The 20,378-nt window shown below is 41.0% G+C and carries 23 protein-coding genes; 7 read left to right on the top strand and 16 right to left on the bottom strand.

From position 1 onward, the window contains the following. Positions 1 to 25: 25 nt before the first annotated feature. On the bottom strand, positions 26 to 544 hold the full coding sequence (locus NSS67_RS11970) for a DinB family protein (protein ID WP_339319736.1): 519 nt from the start codon (positions 542 to 544) through the stop codon (positions 26 to 28). A gap of 135 nt (positions 545 to 679) precedes the next feature. Between NSS67_RS11970 and NSS67_RS11965 the strand changes: the two genes are divergently transcribed. From NSS67_RS11965 to sda, 5 genes are all read left to right on the top strand, one after another. Next, positions 680 to 1,345 carry a hypothetical protein gene (locus NSS67_RS11965; protein ID WP_339319735.1) on the top strand — a complete coding sequence of 222 codons (666 nt, stop codon included), beginning with the start codon at positions 680 to 682 and terminating at the stop codon, positions 1,343 to 1,345. Next, positions 1,326 to 1,853, top strand: a complete 528-nt coding sequence (locus NSS67_RS11960) for an accessory gene regulator B family protein (protein WP_339319734.1) — start codon at positions 1,326 to 1,328, stop codon at positions 1,851 to 1,853. The genes NSS67_RS11965 and NSS67_RS11960 overlap by 20 nt, the downstream gene beginning before the upstream one ends. Then, positions 1,850 to 1,969 carry a cyclic lactone autoinducer peptide gene (locus tag NSS67_RS11955; protein ID WP_339319733.1) on the top strand — a complete coding sequence of 40 codons (120 nt, stop codon included), beginning with the start codon at positions 1,850 to 1,852 and terminating at the stop codon, positions 1,967 to 1,969. Before NSS67_RS11960 ends, NSS67_RS11955 begins: the two co-directional genes overlap by 4 nt. Positions 1,970 to 1,990: 21 nt before the next feature. After that, positions 1,991 to 2,323, top strand: a complete 333-nt coding sequence (locus NSS67_RS11950) for a LytTR family DNA-binding domain-containing protein (RefSeq protein ID WP_339319732.1) — start codon at positions 1,991 to 1,993, stop codon at positions 2,321 to 2,323. 214 nt (positions 2,324 to 2,537) lie between these two features. Further along, positions 2,538 to 2,711 carry a sporulation histidine kinase inhibitor Sda gene (sda, locus tag NSS67_RS11945; protein WP_339319731.1) on the top strand — a complete coding sequence of 58 codons (174 nt, stop codon included), beginning with the start codon at positions 2,538 to 2,540 and terminating at the stop codon, positions 2,709 to 2,711. A gap of 180 nt (positions 2,712 to 2,891) precedes the next feature. Here sda and NSS67_RS11940 read toward each other — a convergent pair whose 3' ends face one another. The 9 genes from NSS67_RS11940 to NSS67_RS11900 form a co-directional block, all read right to left on the bottom strand. Further along, a complete protein-coding gene (locus tag NSS67_RS11940) occupies positions 2,892 to 3,200 on the bottom strand; it encodes a hypothetical protein (RefSeq protein ID WP_042190413.1) in 309 nt (102 codons plus the stop codon). A 121-nt stretch (positions 3,201 to 3,321) separates the two neighbouring features. Then, positions 3,322 to 3,981 carry a helix-turn-helix transcriptional regulator gene (locus tag NSS67_RS11935; RefSeq protein WP_042190416.1) on the bottom strand — a complete coding sequence of 220 codons (660 nt, stop codon included), beginning with the start codon at positions 3,979 to 3,981 and terminating at the stop codon, positions 3,322 to 3,324. A gap of 300 nt (positions 3,982 to 4,281) precedes the next feature. Next, a complete protein-coding gene (locus NSS67_RS11930) occupies positions 4,282 to 4,572 on the bottom strand; it encodes a MazG nucleotide pyrophosphohydrolase domain-containing protein (RefSeq protein WP_339319730.1) in 291 nt (96 codons plus the stop codon). 176 nt (positions 4,573 to 4,748) lie between these two features. Further along, entirely contained in the window at positions 4,749 to 6,104 is a 1,356-nt protein-coding gene (locus NSS67_RS11925; protein WP_339319729.1) for an LLM class flavin-dependent oxidoreductase, read from the bottom strand. Positions 6,105 to 6,135: 31 nt separating this feature from the next. Further along, positions 6,136 to 6,948, bottom strand: a complete 813-nt coding sequence (locus NSS67_RS11920; protein ID WP_339319728.1) for an ABC transporter permease — start codon at positions 6,946 to 6,948, stop codon at positions 6,136 to 6,138. Next, the gene (locus NSS67_RS11915) at positions 6,945 to 7,796 is read right to left on the bottom strand and encodes an ABC transporter permease (protein ID WP_339319727.1); all 852 of its coding nucleotides are present in this window, start codon (positions 7,794 to 7,796) and stop codon (positions 6,945 to 6,947) included. The genes NSS67_RS11920 and NSS67_RS11915 overlap by 4 nt, the downstream gene beginning before the upstream one ends. Before the next feature lie 37 nt (positions 7,797 to 7,833). Continuing rightward, the gene (locus tag NSS67_RS11910; RefSeq protein WP_339319726.1) at positions 7,834 to 8,844 is read right to left on the bottom strand and encodes an aliphatic sulfonate ABC transporter substrate-binding protein; all 1,011 of its coding nucleotides are present in this window, start codon (positions 8,842 to 8,844) and stop codon (positions 7,834 to 7,836) included. 43 nt (positions 8,845 to 8,887) lie between these two features. Then, a complete protein-coding gene (locus NSS67_RS11905; RefSeq protein ID WP_339319725.1) occupies positions 8,888 to 9,664 on the bottom strand; it encodes an ABC transporter ATP-binding protein in 777 nt (258 codons plus the stop codon). A 343-nt stretch (positions 9,665 to 10,007) separates the two neighbouring features. Next, positions 10,008 to 10,496: a hypothetical protein gene (locus tag NSS67_RS11900; RefSeq protein ID WP_339319724.1), complete on the bottom strand. Its 489-nt coding sequence runs from the start codon at positions 10,494 to 10,496 to the stop codon at positions 10,008 to 10,010. A gap of 946 nt (positions 10,497 to 11,442) precedes the next feature. On the opposite strand from NSS67_RS11900, the gene NSS67_RS11895 reads away from it, so the two are divergent. Together NSS67_RS11895 and NSS67_RS11890 are read left to right on the top strand one after the other, a co-directional pair. Next, positions 11,443 to 13,182, top strand: a complete 1,740-nt coding sequence (locus NSS67_RS11895; protein WP_339319723.1) for an ATP-binding cassette domain-containing protein — start codon at positions 11,443 to 11,445, stop codon at positions 13,180 to 13,182. Between the two features lie 338 nt (positions 13,183 to 13,520). Continuing rightward, positions 13,521 to 14,123 carry a hypothetical protein gene (locus NSS67_RS11890; RefSeq protein WP_339319722.1) on the top strand — a complete coding sequence of 201 codons (603 nt, stop codon included), beginning with the start codon at positions 13,521 to 13,523 and terminating at the stop codon, positions 14,121 to 14,123. Between the two features lie 261 nt (positions 14,124 to 14,384). Here the strand turns inward: NSS67_RS11890 and spo0A are convergent, their stop codons facing one another. From spo0A to NSS67_RS11860, 6 genes are all read right to left on the bottom strand, one after another. Further along, a complete protein-coding gene (gene spo0A / locus NSS67_RS11885; RefSeq protein WP_042129795.1) occupies positions 14,385 to 15,200 on the bottom strand; it encodes a sporulation transcription factor Spo0A in 816 nt (271 codons plus the stop codon). A gap of 199 nt (positions 15,201 to 15,399) precedes the next feature. Continuing rightward, on the bottom strand, positions 15,400 to 16,512 hold the full coding sequence (gene spoIVB / locus NSS67_RS11880; RefSeq protein ID WP_339319721.1) for a SpoIVB peptidase: 1,113 nt from the start codon (positions 16,510 to 16,512) through the stop codon (positions 15,400 to 15,402). Between the two features lie 138 nt (positions 16,513 to 16,650). Continuing rightward, positions 16,651 to 18,378, bottom strand: a complete 1,728-nt coding sequence (gene recN, locus NSS67_RS11875; RefSeq protein ID WP_339319720.1) for a DNA repair protein RecN — start codon at positions 18,376 to 18,378, stop codon at positions 16,651 to 16,653. Between the two features lie 35 nt (positions 18,379 to 18,413). Continuing rightward, positions 18,414 to 18,863, bottom strand: coding sequence for a transcriptional regulator ArgR (gene argR / locus NSS67_RS11870; RefSeq protein ID WP_339319719.1), 450 nt, complete (start codon positions 18,861 to 18,863; stop codon positions 18,414 to 18,416). A 24-nt stretch (positions 18,864 to 18,887) separates the two neighbouring features. Further along, entirely contained in the window at positions 18,888 to 19,253 is a 366-nt protein-coding gene (locus NSS67_RS11865) for a hypothetical protein (protein WP_339319718.1), read from the bottom strand. A gap of 222 nt (positions 19,254 to 19,475) precedes the next feature. Then, complete coding sequence (locus NSS67_RS11860; RefSeq protein ID WP_339319717.1) at positions 19,476 to 20,378, bottom strand: TlyA family RNA methyltransferase; 903 nt, start codon at positions 20,376 to 20,378, stop codon at positions 19,476 to 19,478.

Below are 20,378 nucleotides of genomic sequence, written 5' to 3'. Positions count from 1 at the left end.
ATACACTAATAGAAATGTTACTCGCTTAAACAAGGTATCTTTCTTTAAGAATATTCAAATGATGAAGATCATGCCCAATCATTACGCAGGCCACTGCTCTCGCGGAGATGGTTCCTTCGTTAACAATCCCCCTACGAGTCCATGCTTCTTGCGGCAGCGTATCCAAAAGGGCTTGCGTTGACTCTCGGACAAGCTTGTAATGAGCCAGTAGCTTTTCTAAAGTTTGCGCTTTGAAATTCGCGGTAAGTACATAGTCCTTTTCCTCAAAGCCCGCCAGCGGGGTCGTATCTCCTCTTGCGACGCGCAGCAAACGATAAGACATAATCCTTCCAGTATCCGCTAGATGGCCTACCATTTCCTTAATACTCCATTTTTCAGGAGCGTAACGATGGTCCCCTTGTTCTTCCGTAAGGTTCGCAATAAAAGTACAAATTTCAGCCGTCTGCTCTCTAAAAATAGTACTAATGTCCCCTTCTGTCGGAACTAAAGAGATATACTTTGACAGCTCATTCAAATACTCATCACTCTTTGGACGTTGATCCATACAGAAACACCTCACATATTGAATTATTTTTGAAAAATATGGGGGAAAATCACGTGCTGGTAGTTGTATTTTAGTTAATAATGTATGATACTTGCAATATTAAGATTTGTTAAACTAGTCATCGGGAGTGTCGGCATGCTAGATTTTATTTTCTTCATGGTTTTTTCAGGACTAGAAACCTATGCCATTTTCTTTTTAGCTTTTAAAATCTTCAAAATTGATCTCTATCATAAGGAGATGGTGTTCGGAAGTTTTGTAATGGGTTTTTTCTCCTATTCACTTCGAACTAACTACCACCTATTTCAATTAGATATTCTCTCACAGTATGCACTAATGTTTCTCTTAATGTGGCTGTTATTCCGAATTCATCCCTTTTATGCTTCCATACTGACGGGGATGGCTTATCAAGCATACTCGGTGATTCAAACCAGTCTTTATTATTTATTAAAATTTATTGCCAAGTTGCCTTTAACCTTACTGGACTATATTTCAATCAATGTTTTTATACTTCAACTTTTATCAGCTTTAACAGTAATTTGCATTGGTATGTATGTGAGCCATAAACGTATTGGATTTGACTTTGTACCTGATAAACCCGATGTAAAAATCAAAACAACGACCAACGAAAAAATAATGTTCATTCTTAATCTTCCTGCATTAATGATTATTACTTCTCTTTCCTACTTTGTTGAATCCTTTTTCTTTTTCTTGATCCCAATTTTCTATGGAATAATATTATGGGGATATCTTTATTTCTCCTACAAAAAGGATCGAAATAACTATGAATCTTTTAGCACTTAGAATTGTTGAGGTCATTAAGAAAAATAATCCAGAGCAAACGCATTCCATTGAAATAATGCATTATGCCCTTAGTATTATTCTGAATACTTTATTAATTATTGTAACCTCGTTATGCATTGGCGGGCTCACTGGACAGCTAAAGGAAACATTCTTCGCCTTATTCAGCTTCATACTCCTTAGAATGTCTTCTGGTGGTGTGCATTTAAAATCCGCAAGGTCCTGCAATATTGTATCTATATTTATATGTTCACTGATCCCTCATATAACTTATCTAATAGATAACCATTTAGTTTGGATTAATCTCTTTTCTTTGCTTGTAATGATCTTATTTGCTCCAAATCCTGATGCTAATGCGCAAATTCCTAAAGAATGGAATCTGGGCTTGAAAGTAATTTCCATAACTCTGGTGGCTTTGAATTTCTGGATCTATTCTTCTGTTATTGGCTTAGCATTTTTATTTCAATCCTTTACAGTTATTATTCCATTGCAAAGGAGGTCACTTAGATGAAGAAAAATCTAGCTCGTTATGCTTCTAATGTACTAGCTACTTCTGCTGTAGTTTTTGCAGCAATTTTAAAACCATTACTTCACAGCCCAGAAATTCCAAAAGAATTGCGTAAGTAATTAAACAAGGATGGGGAAAAGATGCGTGTCTTACAGAAAGACGGTTCCTCTTGTGATATTCTAGAGGAAGAAATATTGTATTTCTCGAATTATAAGAATACAATATTCGTCCATACGAAAGAAGGCGAATTTGTTCTCCCCACCACTCTTTCCGATCTTTTCACAGCGTATGAGGGTATGGGATTTAAACGCCTTGACCGCAGCAATGTCGTCAACATAAACAACATCGAAGGCTATGATTCCGAACGAAAAATCGTTTGTTTTAATCATGGCGAGCAATTCGCAACTGTTTCGGAGTCCAATGAACCTCGCCTAAAAAAGTACTTATCTTCTCTTAAGAAAGACTCCGATTAGAAAGATCCTGGCATGTACTCACATGTCGGGATCTTTTTTTACTTGTTAAAATTCAAAGTAATCTATCCTATAATCACACAAAAATAGCCATTATCCCATAATAATCCTAAGTTGTAAAGATAAATTCGTAGGATGAATGACAGGAGACGGATTCTATTCCAAATGATACCATATACATAAACGTATAATAAAACATAAATGATGGAGGAACATAATGAATTACTATTTTCATCCCTCTCCGCGCCCCTCATCGCTGGAAACGATATCTGACGAGGATTTACTAAAAATCTATGAGTTAGCGATTGAATCTCACGCTTTACCCGATTTCATTGATATTGTTAAAGATGTCTTGAGAAGTAGAAATCTCATTGGTTCAGACAACGTATAAAATCCCCATACACTAATAAAATCATGTCGACATAAGATAAATTTTTCACTAGCTACTACTTTAAAGTCCTTTGCTACTCTACATGTTAACTGCATAAACATAAAGAAGGTAGGGCCGTTAGGAGGCCCTACCTTCTTTATATGAAACGTATGATGTTCAATCTCGGATAAAAGTAATGCTCTATTCTGTAATTTCTGTTTTGAATACATTCTCCAATTTCCCGCCAAGTCTTTTCTTCAGGGGAACTTTAATATCTCTACCCAATTCTTTAAAGAAAGTCTCAACATCACATTTCACATTTTGTGCAGTCGCGATTACAGCGCCATCACCAACAATATTTTGATTCTCTTCAAGAGGAACATCAACTTCGATATCATACTTTTTGGACAATGTCTTGATGTATCGTGCGAAGATCTCCAGCAATTCCTCGTTATTAAAATTCTCTATAGCGACTTTTCCCTTGCTGGTAAACTTCATGTTAATTTTCATTATTAATATCCCCTTTTCTGTCAAACCATTTTTAGTTGTTAGTTTATGGATCAAGATGAATAGATGGCTGCAAGAAAGGGCAACATTATTCATTTTTGAGATCATTTATGAAAGAAATACATTATTTATAAGCACCCTTTATTTGTTGCACTTTAAACTGAGTAAATTCTTTGAGCGCTTGTATGACCTGATCCTGTTCTTCTTCCTTCAGCTCATAAACGCACTCCCGTAACCACTCGCCAAATAGAAAGGCCTGACGCCCTTTCCGAGGGCTCTTTCTTAAGGAGTCGAGGCAACCCTCAAACTTATCGTTCAGGACATCGGTAAGATTGTATTTCTCAATCTTTTCTATTACCATTCCTGCCCCATATTCGGTTTCATAAACTATGACTTCATTAGAATCGAAGGAAACGTAAGATGTTTCTTTACCTTCCTTTGCTCTGAATTCCTTAAGCTTGTTAAAGGCTGTCTCATAAATATAGTCTTGAGACTGTTTAAGCTGTGGCAGCTCATAGCCATGCTTCAAGGTCTTGATATATTCAATATCTGGCATATAGTCTGCCAAATGATACATCCGATTCTTCAGATCTGTTCCAAGCGCTTCAATAATCTTGTCCAGATTGTCTTTAAGCGGAATGCTCTCTCCACGTTCGATCTTGCTAAGCTGTGAATAACTTATGCCGCTCTTTTCTTCCAGTCCTCTTAAGGTTAACCCTCTCGTCTTTCTGATGTGCCGAATGAAATTACCCAGCTCATCGGGATAGTTCTCAAAATCATTCATGGGAGTCACCTCCCTACTATCATAACACAACATAACAATTTGTGTTGGCTTATAACAATTAATCCTAAGAATAAGTTAGTTATGAATGATTTTCCCAAGTTATTTTGCTCTAATATAACCCTTAGTATCCAAATGATAACAAAAAGCATAATACTTATACCAAGCCTACCCTATATACTATGAGCCTGATACGACCACAAATTACTTTCTCAAGCATCTTCCATCATTGAAATGTTGAAGCCAAGCAAAAAAACCATCAAGCAACCAGTGCTTGATGGTTTAAAACTGTAGATATTTATTTCACTCCCACGTTCTCTGTTCATTGATTTCCAGCTTACGTTTAAAAGCCTCATTCAGATCAATACCCAATTTATTGGCCAGATCGAAGATATTCCACACCACGTCGTACATCTCGTATCCCAAGTTTTCTTTCTTCTCCGCATCAGGGTCAAAGGATACGGAAAGTACCTCTTTGGATAACTCACCCACTTCAGTCATTAAGTACAACATTCTCTGCTCAATGCTACTGGTGTCAAAACCTTTGGTTTCACTGAACCTCTTCACATACTGTTGAAACTCTGATGCATTCATTTCGTTACGCCTCGCTTTTTGGGTATAAAGTTATGTAATTTATAAAAACTATGTCATATGATTCTCCTTGCTCATTCCTTAATTATCATCCATTTGTTTGAAGAAAACAAACTGTTCAATCAAGATTACAAAGAAGCGATTCTTCAGATCATTGAAGAATCGCTAAGAAAAGCTATTTATTTTGTTACTGTTTCAGCCACTCTACGATTCTGGAAATGACGGACATCTGGACGTTCCAAACCTAGATGTTCACGAAGGGTACTGCCTGTATACTCCGTACGGAACAATCCACGTGCTTGTAAGATAGGCACAACATGATCTACGAATTCATCCAAGTTGCCTGGCAGTACCGGTGGCATAATATTAAATCCATCGCAGCCATACTCTTCGAACCATAATTGCATAAGGTCAGCCAATTGTTCGTAGGTTCCAACAAATTGCATATGTCCCCGTGCACCAAGCAAACGGCGTCCTAATTCTAGAATGGATAATTTGTCCTTACGAGCCATATCCATAATTAGCTGAACCCGACTCTTCATTCCATTCGATGCTTCTACTGGATCAGGAATTTCAGGCAACTGGCCATCCACTGGATATTCGGACAGGTCAAATTTCAACATCCCAGACAACATACCAACAACCGCAGCAGGAGGAATCAGTTCCTGCAATTCCTTATATTTACGCTGCGCTTCCTCTTCGGTCGCTCCGATGATCGGAGATAAGCCTGGCATAATTTTCAAGCTACCACGCTCACGGCCGTAATTTTCCAGTTTGGAATTGACACTTTCATAGAAGGTCTTTGCTGCTTCAAGCGACTGCTGTGCCGTAAAGATCACCTCACCAAAACTAGCTGCGAAATCTTGGCCTGGACCAGAAGAACCAGCTTGAATAAGTACGGGATACCCTTGAGGTGAACGGGGAACATTGAGTGTTCCTTTCGTAGAATACCACTCCCCCTTGTATTCCACTTCTTTAATCTTCGTAGCATCAGCAAATTGCCCCTCCTCGCGGTTAACGATCAGAGAGTCATCCTCCCAACTATCCCAGAGAAGCGTTGCAACCTCAACAAATTCCCGTGCCATTCGATAACGAAGTCCATGCTCTGGATGCTCCGGCTTCCCATAGTTATAAGCTTCCACATCGAGCTGGGAGGTGACAATATTCCAGCCTGCTCGACCTTCACTAATATGATCTAATGATGCAAATTTGCGAGCCACATTATAGGGTTCGTTATATGTGGTCGATACGGTAGCCGTTAATCCTAGTTTTTCTGTATCTGTCGAAAGGGCTGACAACAGTGTCAGTGGGTCCAGCATACCTGAAGCTGCTTGATCCGCACCCATCACATACAACAAATCCGCCAAAAACATCATATCAAATTTCCCACGCTCAGCAGTCTGTGCCAATTCGCGATAAAATTTATAATTGAAGATTTTATCTGCTCCTGATTCTGGATGACGCCAGCCATAGTGATGATGACCTGTATAATAAATAAATGCGCCTAAATGTAGCTGATCTTGTCTGGTTCCCATAATGACCCTGCCTTTCGTATTCTAGAGTTCGTTATCCTTTGAATGTATCACGCCAATGAAGCCATCTTCTCTCCAGCAGGCGAATGGCTGAATCCGAGAGTTTTCCTATCACAGCAAAAATTGAAATACCAACGAATACGATATCTGTTTGCGAATAAGCTCTCGCATCCTGAATCATATATCCTATCCCCGCACTTGTTCCCATCATCTCCGCAACGACAAGTACAAGCCAGGCTACACCAAGTGACAACCGAATACCAAGCAGAATGTTAGGTAATGCGGCCGGAATAATCATTCTGCTAAGCAGCTGCCACCTTGAATATTGGAAAATACGGGATACTTCAACCAGCTTAATATCAACATTGCGTATTCCTAGGAAGGTGTTTAAGTAAACTGGAAAAAAAGCGCCTAATGAGATCATTAATATTTTGGAAAACTCACCAACACCAAACCACAAGATAAATAACGGAATAAGGGCAAGTAGAGGAATCGTTCGAAGCATTTGCAAAGACGGATCTAGTGTACGTTCTACTAATTTTCCAAGTCCTGTAGATAAACCAAGCAGAAGACCCGTCGCAGATCCCAATAGGAACCCTAATCCTGCACGATAGGCGCTAATCCCCAGATGTCGAAATAATTCACCGCTTGCAATTAATGAAAAGAACTGGGCAATGATGGTTGAAGGAGCCGGCAGTGTCGTTGCAGAGACTAGATGGAGCGCTGCTGCGGCTTCCCAAATCACCACTAGCGCTAGAGGTACGAGCCAGCCAAGCAGTTTTTTCGGAATCCATTTTAACGCATCGCCTTGCCGCTCTATTTTAGTGCTGGATGTATGTTCGCTCATGATCCTTTAACTCCTTTATAACTGTCCTGCCATCTCAGCAATCTAGATTCCAACAGCTTAACCAGTGAGTCTGACAGCTTACCTACTATGGCGAATACGATGATCCCAACGAATACCACTGTAGTCAAAGAGAACGATCGCGCGTCATTGATAAGATAGCCAACACCTGAGCTAGAGCCCATCATTTCCGCTACAACAAGACCAAGCCAAGCGATTCCCACAGACAAGCGAATACCTAAAAAGATGTTCGGCAGTGAAGCTGGAATAATTAGCTTGGTAACCATCTGCCATTTACTGAATTGCAGTACTCTCCCAACATCAAACAACTTGTCATCCACCGAGCGGATTCCTAGAAATGTGTTCACATATAATGGGAAAAATGAACCTTTGGCAATCAACAATATTTTTGAGGTTTCACCGAATCCGAACCACAAAATAAATAGCGGAGCAATTGCCAAATGGGGCAATGTGCGGAGCATTTGCAGCGACGGATCCAGCAAACGTTCTGTTTTGTATGAGAAGCCTACCCACAGTCCAGCTGCTAAGCCAAGCCCTCCCCCAAGCAGGAAACCAAGCAATGCTCGCCAAGCAGATATCCCCAAGTGTCTTGCCAGTTCACCGGAAGCGGTCAGGCTGACCAGCTCCAGCCAAATTTCACTTGGCCTTGGCAGCAATATGGGATTCAGCTTTCCCATCGCTCCGGCGATCTCCCAAATAAGGAGAATAGCAACCGGCAAGATCAGCCCAAGCAATAGATTCGTCGTTTGGATGGAAAGACGGCGTCTCTTTGCCGGATTCTTTTTTTGTATTAGCGGTGAGATCACAGCTTTTTCAGCACTGAATTGCATGTAAACAACCTCTTTTCTACATCTGTGGTTTCATCCCTTATTTCAAAGGTTCCTTCAGTGCTGCTTCGATATACTGATTATCTGTTATTTTGGAAACTTCAATCTCTTTACGGATGTTCTTGATTTTAAATTGAAAATCGGCTGTCTTCTGCATTTCTTCGACAATGGCATCACTTGTTGCGATGTTAATCATTTGCGCACGTTCAAACGTTCCTTCTATAACCGCCGCCGGAATGTTCCGTTCAGCAGCATATCTTTCCGTCGCTTCTGCGCGGTTGTCTTTTTCCCAGGCAATGACTTTGTTTGTGACCTTTAAATATAGAGTAACTAGTTCTGGATATTTCTCTGCAAACGCTGAACGGGATATTACAAAAGAAGGAGATAAAACGCCCAGTTGCTTTCCGTCAGTCAATACTTTCCCTTTACCGGTCAATGCATTTAAAGTAATATATGGATCCCATGTAGCCCATGCATCCACGCCACCTGATTCAAACGCGGGTTGTGCTTCATCAGGCTGCAGCTGAATAACTTCAAAATCTGAATCTTTAAGTCCTGATTCCTCAATACCGCGATAAAGGAAGTTGTATGCATTGCTACCTTTTGTAACAGCTATCTTCTTACCTTTCAAATCCTCCAGTTTCTGAGCAGTGCTACTACCAGGCACAAGAAGAGCAACGTTATTTGTTCCTTCTAATACCTGTGAGATAATCTTGATGGGAATACCCGCGGCTTGCGCTGCGATGATCGGCATGTTGCCAAGGGTCGCTATGTCCAATTTATTAGAAGCGATTGCTTCAGTCATTGGGGGTCCACTCTGGAACTCTGTCCATTCTACTTTGACGCCCAGCTTATCAAATTCTTGCTCAAACCATTTTTCCTCACGGGCTTTGCCAAACATTCCCCCGCTTCCCTGCACGCCAATCTTAATACTTACACCCTCATATTTGTTAGAGTCGTCATTACCCTCACTCTTCTCATTCGATGCGCAACCCGTTGCAAATACAGACAAGACAAGCATAACAAGTAATAAATTGCGAAATAGTTTCATGGATCATTTCTCCCCTTTTTATAAAAAAATGGACTCTCTTTATCTAGATACCAGCTCCAACATCGATTGCCGGCTCCTCTACTTTCTCAAACTCACTCAGAACTAGTCGACGCAGCTCTTGGAATGAAGTACTGGATCTTTTTCTCGGAAATGGTAAATCGATAGGGAGAATATTGCGAATATGCCCAGGTCGAGGATTCATAATGACTACCCGCTCTGCCAGGAATACGGCTTCATCCAGATCATGCGTTACAAATAACATCGTCGTCTTATTGCTCTGCCAAATATCAAGTAGCACCTCTTGCAGATGTGATCTAGTAAAAGCGTCTAGTGCCCCAAAGGGTTCATCGAGCAGTAATACATCCGGATTACGGAGCAACGCCCTAGCAATAGACACCCGTTGTGCCATCCCACCTGATAGCTCACGCGGATAGGATTTCTCAAAACCCTTTAAGCGTACAAGCTCAATCAGTTCATCCACCTTTCGGCGAACCTCAGGGTTCTTAAGCGATAGATTCGCTGCAATATTATGCTCCACTGTCAACCACGGAAAGAGTCTTGGCTCTTGAAAAATAAATCCCTTCTCAATACTCGGGCCGTCGATCTGCTTTCCATTCAGTAGAACCGTACCGCTATAACTTGTATCCAGCCCTGCCACAATTTTCAGCAAAGTGCTTTTTCCACAGCCGCTGGGACCTATAATCGTAATCAATTCGCCTTTGTTCACCTTCAGCTGAATATTGCTTAAAGCGATAACATCGCCAGCAGGCGCGGGGAATATTTTATTCAAATGTTCGACAACCAGTGTTTCATTAGACACTCCATTCACCCTTTCCGACTTATGAATTATAATTATGCATATGCGTTTAATTGGTATTGAGGGTAAAAAAAGAGTAAGATCCTTGGAGATCCTTGAAGATTCTAAAAGATTACTTATCCGATTATTCTGCTCGGTTTAATTTATTTTATATTAGCAGTGATATTCCTCACGTGTCAAACATTATTTTCCAAAAAGATGTGCATTTTGTGCGGCGAGTTCTACCGAGGATTTAACTGTGTCTATCGTACATTCGAGTAAGGAGCGTACTTTCATATAATGTAGACTCCTCTACGCAAAAAGAGCCGCACCAGTAATGGCGAGACTCTTCGTAATAATTCATTTGTTATTCGCCGAGCTGGGTCTTGAGCTGCGCTATTAGTGTTTCCGTGAACTCAACACGTTTATTCAACTCAGCGATATAGTTTCTTCGAGCCTCTTGATCTGCTGCACTTGTTAGGTCGGCCGCAGTAGTTTCCGCCAGTTGGATCGCTTCTTTGAGAACTTGAACACTAGATTCTGATACTGCTAATCTTTCCCGGAGCTTAGCCGCTTCAATACTTGCCTTTAGCGCTGGCTTCTCCGTTTCCTTACTCTCCAATATTATCGTCTTCCCTTGTACCGTCAACCCTGTTCCGGTCGCTTCGGACATCGTACGCACAGGTACGTAGGCCGAGTTATTTACTACGATCGCATCTGCAATCTTCTCTCCGTTTTGCTTTATTGAATACAGTCCGGAAACTTTAGCGCCAATTAACGACGAGCTCGCTGCAAATCCTATTGAACCACCAAGTAACAATGCCCCTGCTACTATCCCTACTATTTTCTTCTTCATATCTACGAGCCTCCTGAGTTTATCTTTATTCCAATTATACCCAGTTGATTCGTAACATGAAAGATAAATTAAGAGACTCCGTACGTACCGACGCCCTTGACGAAAATGTCCATCCCCCGCAATTTCCCTAACCCTTTCAACTAACCTTATGCTCAATGCTCAATTGTCGGCTACCATGGCAATAAATTCCGAGTTAGTAGGGATTTTGTACACAACCTTAAAGCGTATAAACTCAAAAAAAAATTTGGTAATTTCAATAATTAAGCAAATAAAATGGTATCAGGAGAAAAACTGCTTCCTCGCTGTAGTGAATACCTGATGTCTGTTTAATAGAGACAGTGTCGTTACTGTCGATCTCAGAATTAGCAGAAATGGATCTAACGTGAGCCTAGTCTCTGAGACTAAGAATATTCTGATTTCATTGCACTTTGTACACTAGAATCAGGGATGTTTAACTCCATTTCGCATTCTAATGCAATTTGTACATTAGAATTTCAGCTACATTTCCCCCAGAGGTCATTATGCCGATTTCTGTTGTATAAAGTACATTAGATTTGTTTATGAAGGCTCGATCTCTTAATTCTACTGTACAAAGTGCAGTCAGAGCTACAAAATCTAGAGCGATGAGCCCAATTTCTCGACTTTTCTAGTAATTTCACCTTTCTTACATCGCACTTTGAGTGAGGACTAAATATGTACTTTATGAGTTGTTCAAGCAACTGTTTCATTTACTTCTGTCAGATGCAATCGAGCTATAAGACGCCATCTGAGCAGGCGTGATCATATTGTTCTATCTTGTATTTTTCAATTTCACGAACAATTTTAATGTGGAATGATTGATGTTAGTTGTAAACAGTGTTACTCTATCAACGGTAAACTTATAATCTATGTTTTTCAATACATCCAAATAATAGTCACTAATTTAGTTATAAAGAAAGGTAATACTATGATAAAAATTGATAACTTATCCTTCGCATTTCCGCAAAAAGAACTATATAAAAACATTTCATTTACGCTCGAAGAGGCACAACATTGCGCTTTTATAGGAACGAGTGGTAGTGGGAAAAGTACATTGATAGATATACTGATGGATCCAGAAAGATATCTGTTCGAGGGTATTTTAGAAATGGACCCGACTTGCACCATCGGGTATGTTAGCCAGTTTTCGCAACTGGACAACACTAAAGAAACAACCGTTTTTGAATATATCGGAGAAGAATTTATTAAAATACAAAATGAAATAAATGCTATTTTAACTGAAATGGAAACATCCTCGGATATTGAACCGTTGCTGGAAAAGTATCAATTAGCTTTGGACGCCTTTGATGCAATGGACGGGAATGATTTTGAAAGCAACATTAATAAGCAACTGAATCTGGCAAACCTCATGAAGCTAAAAGATCTTAGGGTATCCGATCTGAGTGGTGGTGAATTCAAGCTTATTCAAGTGATGAAGGAAATGCTTAATAGTCCAGACTTATTGATTATGGATGAACCAGATGTGTTTTTGGATTTCGAAAACCTAAATGCGCTTAAAAATCTTATAAATTCTCACAAAGGCATTCTGCTCGTCGTTACGCATAACCGTTATCTATTAAATCATTGTTTCAACAAAATAGTACACCTTGAAAATATGGAGATCCAAGAGTTTGATGGGCGATATATTGAGTATAATTTCTCATTACTTCAAACAAAAATAGAGTTGCAAGAAATCGCAGTCGCTGAAAAAGAAGAAATTGAGAGATACAATGACATTATTGATAATCTTAGAGCTATCGCAACTTATAATTCAGAAGCATCTAGAGGTAGAGCGTTAAAAGCTAGAGTTAAGTTTCAAGAGAGATTGGAATCACGTAGAATTAAAGCGCCATTCGTAGATATTAAGCAACCGGTTATCAGTTTCGGAATTGATAATGAAATCGAGGACAATATTGTTATCAATGTCAATGATTACAGTGTATCCTTTGATGAGCTGTTGTTAGAGAATGTAAGCTTTGAGATAAAATCTACGGATAAGGTAGCCATTATCGGTGCAAATGGTACCGGGAAAACGACTTTACTCCGAGATATCTTTATCAATAATCATAATGCAATTGAAATAAATGCTGATGTTAAAGTAGCTTATTTATCTCAGCTTCAAGGAGAAGTGCTTAAGGATTCTAATACAATTCTTGAGGAATTCATTGATGCTGGGTTTAAAACTTATGATGAGATTAGATCGTATATTGCAAACTATGGTTTTGAAGGAGAAATTCTTAATCAGAAGATAGAATCTTTATCTGGTGGAGAAAAAAATATACTTCAATTGGCTAAAGTTTCTGCCAGTAATGCAAACGTATTGCTTCTAGATGAACCGACAAGTCATTTAGACACCTATACACAAATAGCACTTGAGAAAGCGATTGAAGATTACAAAGGCGCAATTCTTATGATTTCTCATGATTTCTATTCTGTGGTAAATGGTATGGACTATGTGTTAATAATTGAAGATAAGACGATTAGAAAAATGAAAATGAAAAAATTTAAACAGATGATTTATGCTAGTCATTTTGATAAAGACTATTTGGAAGCTGAACAAAATAAAAAAGCAGTTGAAATGAAAATAGAATTGGCTTTAAAAGATACTAATTTTGAACTTGCAAAAGTATTGGTTGAAGAGCTAGAAGAACTGATTAAGTTGATGTAAATCATAACTCTCTGATTGAAATGATTACAAGAATCATTTATTGTACAAAAGACACTGATGATTAGGATCTCAGTGTCTTTTTACTGTGGTAACTTCATACAAATCCTCCGTCTCTTTATCTACAAAAACAAAATCACCCTCGCGGTTGAATAAGCTTCTGTTAACTTAACATTGGAGTGTACGAGGCAATCATTTGGTGTACGGGACTTATACCGTTCTTTCAGTCCAAAGAACCAAATTGACGGAAAGAGGTGTAAAAATGCCCCTCATTTAGTCCGAATAGCCAAATAAACAGAAAAGAAGGACAAAAATGCACCTCATTTACCCCAAATAGCCAAATGAACAGAAAAGAAGGACAAAAACACCCCTCATTTACCCCAAATTGCCAAATAAACAGAAAAGAAGGACAAAAATGCCCCTCATTTACCCCAAATTGCCAGATAAACAGAAAAGAAGGACAAAAACACCCCTCATTTACCCCAAATTGCCAAATAAACAGAAAAGAAGGACAAAAATGCCCCACATATAACCCGCATTTAGCTCATTTCAGCCAATTGTACGGGATTTATACTGTTCTTTCGGCGCATATAGCTTATTTCAGCCAATTGTACGGGATTTTTACCGTTCTTTCAGCGCATATAGCTCATTTCAGCCAAATGTACGGGATTTTTACCGTTCTTTCAGCGCATATAGCTCATTTCAGCCAAATGTACGGGATTTTTACCGTTCTTTCGGCGCGTATAGCTCATTTCAGCCAAATGTACAGGATTCATACCGTTCTTTCGGCGCATATAGCTCATTTCACTCGAATGTACGGGATTTTTACCGTTCTTTCGGCGCATATAGCTCGTTTCAGTCAATTGTACGGGATTTATACCGTTCTTTCGGCGCGTATAGCTCATTTCAGCCAATTGTACGGGATTTGCAATTTTCTTGGTTAGAAGAGCTTAGTAGTATAAAAAATTCTATTTCAACAGCTTTTCTTTAACACGTGAAGCAGATGAATACTGGGGGAGTTATCCACATTTTTTTGCATAGTATAATTTCCTATACAAAAACAAAACCCAATAAACCAAAAAGGTTTATCGGGTGAGATGGGAAAAATTTATCGGCTTCAAAACAAGTTTATCGGCTTATATATATTGGCTGTAAGTCACTACCAGCAATTCACAATCACTTACCCCGCACTACCCCTAACCCTTTCAACTAACCTTATGCTCAATCCGTAGCTTGTCGGCTACCATGGCAATAAATTCCGAGTTAGTAGGCTTAGATTTGGAGATATTAATCGTATAACCGAATAGATGGCTGATGGAGTCAATATTGCCACGGGTCCAAGCCACTTCAATCGCATGGCGAATCGCGCGTTCTACGCGTGAAGGAGTGGTCTTGAATTTCTCTGCAATGGCTGGATAGAGCGTTTTTGTAATTGCACCAAGGATCTCGATATTGTTATATACCATGGTGATCGCTTCGCGCAGGTACTGATAGCCCTTGATATGTGCTGGAACACCGATTTCATGGATAATCGAAGTGATGTTAGCATCAAGGTTCTTGCCCTTCGTAAGCGGCACTACATTCGATCTGGACGTCGACGAATAGTTGTACATGTTAGAGGATGAGCTCATGCTGCCTTGGACCCCTACAAGCTGACGTACACGATTTGCCAGGACCTCCATATCGAACGGTTTCAAAATATAATAGGATGCACCAAGCTGTACAGCTCTTTGAGTGATGTTCTCCTGACCGAAAGCGGTCAGCATGATGATCTTCGGTTGAGGATTCAGATCCATATCACGCAGACGTTCCAAGACACCTAGACCGTCTAAATGTGGCATGATGATATCAAGAATAAGGACATCGGGAACTTTACGCGCTTCGCTAAGCATTTGAAGCACTTCTTCACCATTATAGGCGATACCCGTTACGGTCATATCTTCTTGTTCAGAAATGTATTCGGAAAGCAAATTCGTAAATTCCCTGTTATCATCGGCCAACAACACTTCAATATTCTGCACTGGCTACTTCCTCCTTAATTATATCTGCTATTCGAAAATAACATTTTTTTCTTGTCTTATAACATTTTCGACATGGACATCGAATTCCCTTCTGTCGAAAATTATTTTTCTTTATTTTTTTTCGAGCATGGATTATAATTAAATATTTTGTTTCAAAGTTCGATGATCTTCGTAATCCTTCGACAAAAAAATCTTAAGGCTAAACCGCCTTAAGATTTAATGGATACCTATTCTCCTGTAGAGTTGCGCCAGAGTCCTTAAGCATCCATTCGATGAAGCAACCGTAACCGGACTTAGGATCATTTACAAATACATGAGTGACTGCGCCGATGAGTCGTCCATCCTGAACGATAGGACTTCCGCTCATCCCTTGAACGATACCACCTGTCTTATCGATCAGACGTGGATCAGTAATACGTATTACCATTCCCTTAGTAGCTGGCGTCTGCTGATGAGCCACATGAATGATCTCAACCTTAAATCGCTCCACCTGCTGCCCATCTACAACCGTAAGAATCTCAGCAGGTCCTTCCTTGACTTGATCGCTCATCGCCACAGGAATGGGTTCTTTATAAAGACTGTGCTCGGGATTACGGTTCATTTTGCCGAAGATACCAAAGTCTGTGTTGCTCTCCACATTTCCAAGCACTTGGCTTTCCTTTAAGAAATGAGCTCGTTTCTCACCCGGATCGCCATCCTGGCTTTTAGAAATCGAAGTTACACTGGACTGAACAATCTGCCCGCTACCGACAACAATTGGTGTTCCTGTATTCATGTCCGTAATCACATGTCCCAAAGCTCCATAAACACCCTGTTTCGGGGCATAAAAAGTTAACGTGCCGACACCCGCTGCAGAATCTCGAATGTACAGGCCTAACCTCCAAACTTTGTCATTAATATCATACGCGGGTTTTAGCTTGGCTGTATGCTCTTTCCCAGCGCGTTTAAAGACAATCGTCAGGGGATTATTCGCTTTTCCAGCACGATCCACAAGCTTGGCCACCTTAGACAACTCGTCCAACTTCTCTCCATCAATGGAGATCATCAAATCACCTGGCACCAAACCGCTGATTTCTCCTGGGGAAAGCTTTGATTTCTCGGATACTTCAATCAGATGATGTCCTACAACCAGAACACCTGCTGATTTCACTTTCACTCCGATCGTTTGACCTCCCGGGATCACCTTCAGTTCCGGTTTCATGCCTAGCGCAGTCACCTTCGCAGGTTCACTGTTGAGTGGTGCGGCAAAACTTTGGTGGGTTCCCGTTATGCCCGATAAACTAAGAAAGAAGGCAATTAAAAGGCCTGGCATTAACTTCCTGAGGTTAGGCTTCAATGGCTGTCACGCTCCCTTTTGCTTCTTTCGCTTGACGAAAAAGGTGGTCGCCAATTGCGTACCTATAAGATAACCTTGCCCCCAGGCTTTTATTACTGTCAATCATTGTTCCGCTTAGCTTGTTGCAGCCTTACTGGCCTCGGCTAGATTGAGCATTTCCTGCGAATGGTGCAATGTTTTTTCGGTAATTTCCACCCCACCCAACATTCGGGCGAGCTCCATTACACGTCCATCATTCGAGAGCGATTCCACTTCAGTCATCGTTCTTCCGTCCTCAACCTTTTTGCGGATTAAGTACTGATGGTCAGCCATACAAGCCACCTGTGGTAAGTGCGTAATGGAGAACACCTGACATGTTGAGGACAGCTTATACAGCTTATCAGCGATGGATTGCGCAGCCCGACCACTCACACCTGTATCCACCTCATCAAAGATTAGAACCGGAATCGCATCATGGCGCGCAAAAATACTCTTCATTGCCAGCATGATCCGCGACAATTCACCACCTGAGGCGATTTTGCCAAGCGGTCTCAGCGGTTCACCAGGGTTAGGGGAAATCATAAATTCCGCACTGTCTATCCCTTGTCTTGTGAGGCGAATACGACGATCATTGTACTCGACTCCACGAGGGTCCTCCAGCGTGTCTAATTTAACCTGTAACGAGGTTCTTTCCATTTGAAGGTCCTTAAGCTCACCCTCCACTTGCGTAGCTAAATCAGCCGCACAAAGCTTCCGTGCTTCACTTAATTCAGCTGCTGCGTCCATCAATACAGATAATAATGCATCGCGTTTGGTCGTCAGTTTCTCCAGATATTCATCCTTATTCTCAAGCAGATCGGTTTCCCGATGAATTTGTTCATAATAAGCCAGAATCTGTTCTACACTATCTCCGTATTTACGGCGGAGTCCGGTAATTAAATCTAAACGATTCTCAATTTCTTCGAGTCGCTGTGGATTGAACTCAATTTCTTCTCGGTAATCACGAAGCTGAAATGCAGCATCCTCCAGCTGATAATAAGAGGACTGAAGCTGCTCAAGCACGGATTTAAGACCCTTTTCATCGTAACGAACCGCATCCTCGAGTCTGGAAATAACATTACCAATGGATTCCAAGCCTTGTCTATCGTATAGGAGTTCATATGCACCGGATACGGAATCCATCATTTTCTCACTGTGGGATAGTTTGACCCGTTCTTCGGCAAGTAATTCATCTTCTCCCGGTTTTAATGCGGCAGATGAAATTTCTTCTAACTGAAAACGGTATAAATCAAGCATTTGGTAAGCCTTTTGGCTGGATTCCTGCAGTTCGCGGAGCTCTTTCTCGACTTTCGCAAAGGCTGAATACTTTTCCTGATATACCGCTTTAAGCGGTCCGATAATAGGTTCTCCGTATGTATCCAGCAGTCCCAAATGTCGTTCTGCTTTCAATAAATTTTGGTGTTCATGCTGTCCATGAATATTAACCAGCTGCTCGCCAATTTCACGAAGCATAGTCAGGTTGACCATCTGTCCATTTACACGTGATGTACTTTTCCCCTGAGAGTTAAGCTCTCGACGTATAATAAGATGCTCCTCACGCTGGGCCTGGATGCCAAGACGCTCCAAAGTATCCCAAACGGGATGACCGCTGGGAAGACTGAAGAGCGCTTCCATCTCTGCTTTATCACAGCCATAACGAATAGAATCCGCGGAGCCGCGGCCTCCGGCAATCAGTCCAAGCGCATCAATAATAATGGATTTACCTGCCCCAGTCTCCCCTGTAAGCACATGGAAGCCAGGATAAAAATGCACATCTACCGCCTCAACGACGGCTAGATTGCGGATTGACAAGGTTTCTAACACTAATAGAACACCTCCGAGAAGATGATAAGGAAAATTTAAGAAATGTAACCCATGATTTGTGAAATTACGTTTTTACTGTCCTCAGGCTGGCGGCAAATAATAAGAATGGTATCATCGCCAGAGATGGTGCCCATAATTTGTGGCCAATCAATATTATCAATCAGAGCTGCAACTGAATTAGCCGTCCCCGGTAAGCATTTCATCACCACAAGATTAGCCGATGAATCGATCTGCACAAAATTATCCACCAGAACGCGCTTCAGCTTCTGTATTGGATTGTACCGCTGATCGGTTGGAAGCGAATATTTGTATCTTCCATCATCCATGGGAACCTTGATGAGCAATAGCTCTTTAATATCTCGAGACACTGTAGCTTGAGTAACCTGGAAACCGGATTGACGTAAGGCTTCCACTAGCTCGTCCTGTGTCTCGATATCTTTTTGCGTAATAATCTCGCGTATCTTAATATGTCGTTGTCCCTTCATTGTTGCCTCCTGTTAAATATGAACTTAATTAGATTCTCCGTCATCTCTGCCAAGCTTAATCACTTGAATAGACCTCGCTGCAGTATTAACATACAAAACTCCGCTACATTCCGGATAAATCAGTAAGTACGGAAGCAAGGTATCTCGTAAGCCACTGCCTGTGAAATCCAAAGGTTTACGCGGTCTGGAAAGGATGACCAAATATATCGACCCTTCCTCCTTAGTCGCCAAATAATCTATAAATAACCGGCTATACATCTGCGCCCCGTTTACGTTGAAGGACAACGGGATTTTCAACTTCCCTCCAACAACCTCATACCCCTCATCCTCCAGTATGTCTATAGAAGGGTGGGGAATAATCACTTTATTAAACGGGATCTGATCTTTCATAAAAGAACGCGGAGAACTTTGCAGCCATATATATATCCGATATATTATAAAAATCGATAATGCTACTCCAATAAACGCCATAACGACCTTGTCAGAGCTACCCGCCACTATCAATCACCTCGGTGATTTATTCGCGTGAAGCCATGCTAAATCCTTCTTCTGAGCAGTCTTTTTAGGAGGTTTCCGCATAATTGATATTATTAACCATATGGAAAAAGAAACTCACCGGCGCGATGAGTTTCCATGAGTTGAATTTACATTAAAGGTACCCGTAGCTTGCTTAATCACTTCATCCGCTAAGGATGGGAAATCCTCCACTGGTATAACAGAGGAAGCTGCATCTGACGACTGTAATAACGCTTCTTCATCTTCCGCCACTTCCGGCGTTAATCTCCAGTGAGCAAGAAACTCAATATTGCCTTCTCCACCTGTAATCGGTGAAAAGGTTAATCCCTGAAGCTGGTAGCCCAGCCCTGCAGCCATGGTCAATACATTAATCAATACCTCTTTATGGACAGCAGAATCACGAATCACACCTGATTTACCAACCTTCTCGCGTCCTGCCTCAAACTGTGGCTTGATCAGCGCAGCAATATCTGCCGGACGCTTGAGCAAAGCTTTGAGCGGGGGGAGAATTATTTTTAAAGATATGAATGATACATCAATACTCGCGAAGTCTGGAACAGGACCCTCCAAATCTGGAGGCGTCATATATCGAAAATTCGTTCTTTCCATGACACTAACGCGTTCATCATTGCGCAGCGACCAATCCAGCTGATTATAGCCAACATCAATCGCATACACATGACTTACTCCATTCTGAAGTGCACAATCCGTGAAGCCTCCAGTAGAAGCACCGATGTCCAGCATGGTCCGTCCCGTAAGATCAATATTAAATTGGCGAAGAGCCTTCTCCAGCTTTAGGCCCCCACGACTGACATATGGATGAACAGAGCCTTTAACCTTAAGGGTAGCCTCCCGTGACACCTTCATGCCAGCCTTTTCAATGCGTTCCTCATCCGCGAGCACCAGCCCTGCCATAATGGCTGCTTTAGCCTTCTCACGGCTTTCATAAAATCCTTGCTCAACAAGCAGTACATCTATCCGTTCTTTACGGTGTTCCAT

The organism is Paenibacillus sp. FSL R10-2734 (assembly GCF_037963865.1).
Classification (GTDB): Bacteria; Bacillota; Bacilli; order Paenibacillales; family Paenibacillaceae; genus Paenibacillus_AQ.
This window is presented reverse-complemented; position numbering and strand designations above follow the sequence as displayed.

Bases quoted from the DNA above. Each gene is read 5' to 3' on its own strand.
- NSS67_RS11970 (WP_339319736.1), bottom strand. From the start codon at position 544: ATGGATCAACGTCCAAAGAGTGATGAGTATTTGAATGAGCTGTCAAAG.
- NSS67_RS11965 (WP_339319735.1), top strand. From the start codon at position 680: ATGCTAGATTTTATTTTCTTCATGGTTTTTTCAGGACTAGAAACCTAT.
- NSS67_RS11960 (WP_339319734.1), top strand. From the start codon at position 1,326: ATGAATCTTTTAGCACTTAGAATTGTTGAGGTCATTAAGAAAAATAAT.
- NSS67_RS11955 (WP_339319733.1), top strand. From the start codon at position 1,850: ATGAAGAAAAATCTAGCTCGTTATGCTTCTAATGTACTAGCTACTTCT.
- NSS67_RS11950 (WP_339319732.1), top strand. From the start codon at position 1,991: ATGCGTGTCTTACAGAAAGACGGTTCCTCTTGTGATATTCTAGAGGAA.
- sda (WP_339319731.1), top strand. From the start codon at position 2,538: ATGAATTACTATTTTCATCCCTCTCCGCGCCCCTCATCGCTGGAAACG.
- NSS67_RS11940 (WP_042190413.1), bottom strand. From the start codon at position 3,200: ATGAAAATTAACATGAAGTTTACCAGCAAGGGAAAAGTCGCTATAGAG.
- NSS67_RS11935 (WP_042190416.1), bottom strand. From the start codon at position 3,981: ATGAATGATTTTGAGAACTATCCCGATGAGCTGGGTAATTTCATTCGG.
- NSS67_RS11930 (WP_339319730.1), bottom strand. From the start codon at position 4,572: ATGAATGCATCAGAGTTTCAACAGTATGTGAAGAGGTTCAGTGAAACC.
- NSS67_RS11925 (WP_339319729.1), bottom strand. From the start codon at position 6,104: ATGGGAACCAGACAAGATCAGCTACATTTAGGCGCATTTATTTATTAT.
- NSS67_RS11920 (WP_339319728.1), bottom strand. From the start codon at position 6,948: ATGAGCGAACATACATCCAGCACTAAAATAGAGCGGCAAGGCGATGCG.
- NSS67_RS11915 (WP_339319727.1), bottom strand. From the start codon at position 7,796: ATGCAATTCAGTGCTGAAAAAGCTGTGATCTCACCGCTAATACAAAAA.
- NSS67_RS11910 (WP_339319726.1), bottom strand. From the start codon at position 8,844: ATGAAACTATTTCGCAATTTATTACTTGTTATGCTTGTCTTGTCTGTA.
- NSS67_RS11900 (WP_339319724.1), bottom strand. From the start codon at position 10,496: ATGAAGAAGAAAATAGTAGGGATAGTAGCAGGGGCATTGTTACTTGGT.
- NSS67_RS11895 (WP_339319723.1), top strand. From the start codon at position 11,443: ATGATAAAAATTGATAACTTATCCTTCGCATTTCCGCAAAAAGAACTA.
- NSS67_RS11890 (WP_339319722.1), top strand. From the start codon at position 13,521: ATGAACAGAAAAGAAGGACAAAAACACCCCTCATTTACCCCAAATTGC.
- spoIVB (WP_339319721.1), bottom strand. From the start codon at position 16,512: ATGCCAGGCCTTTTAATTGCCTTCTTTCTTAGTTTATCGGGCATAACG.
- argR (WP_339319719.1), bottom strand. From the start codon at position 18,863: ATGAAGGGACAACGACATATTAAGATACGCGAGATTATTACGCAAAAA.
- NSS67_RS11865 (WP_339319718.1), bottom strand. From the start codon at position 19,253: ATGAAAGATCAGATCCCGTTTAATAAAGTGATTATTCCCCACCCTTCT.
- NSS67_RS11860 (WP_339319717.1), bottom strand. From the start codon at position 20,378: ATGGAACACCGTAAAGAACGGATAGATGTACTGCTTGTTGAGCAAGGA.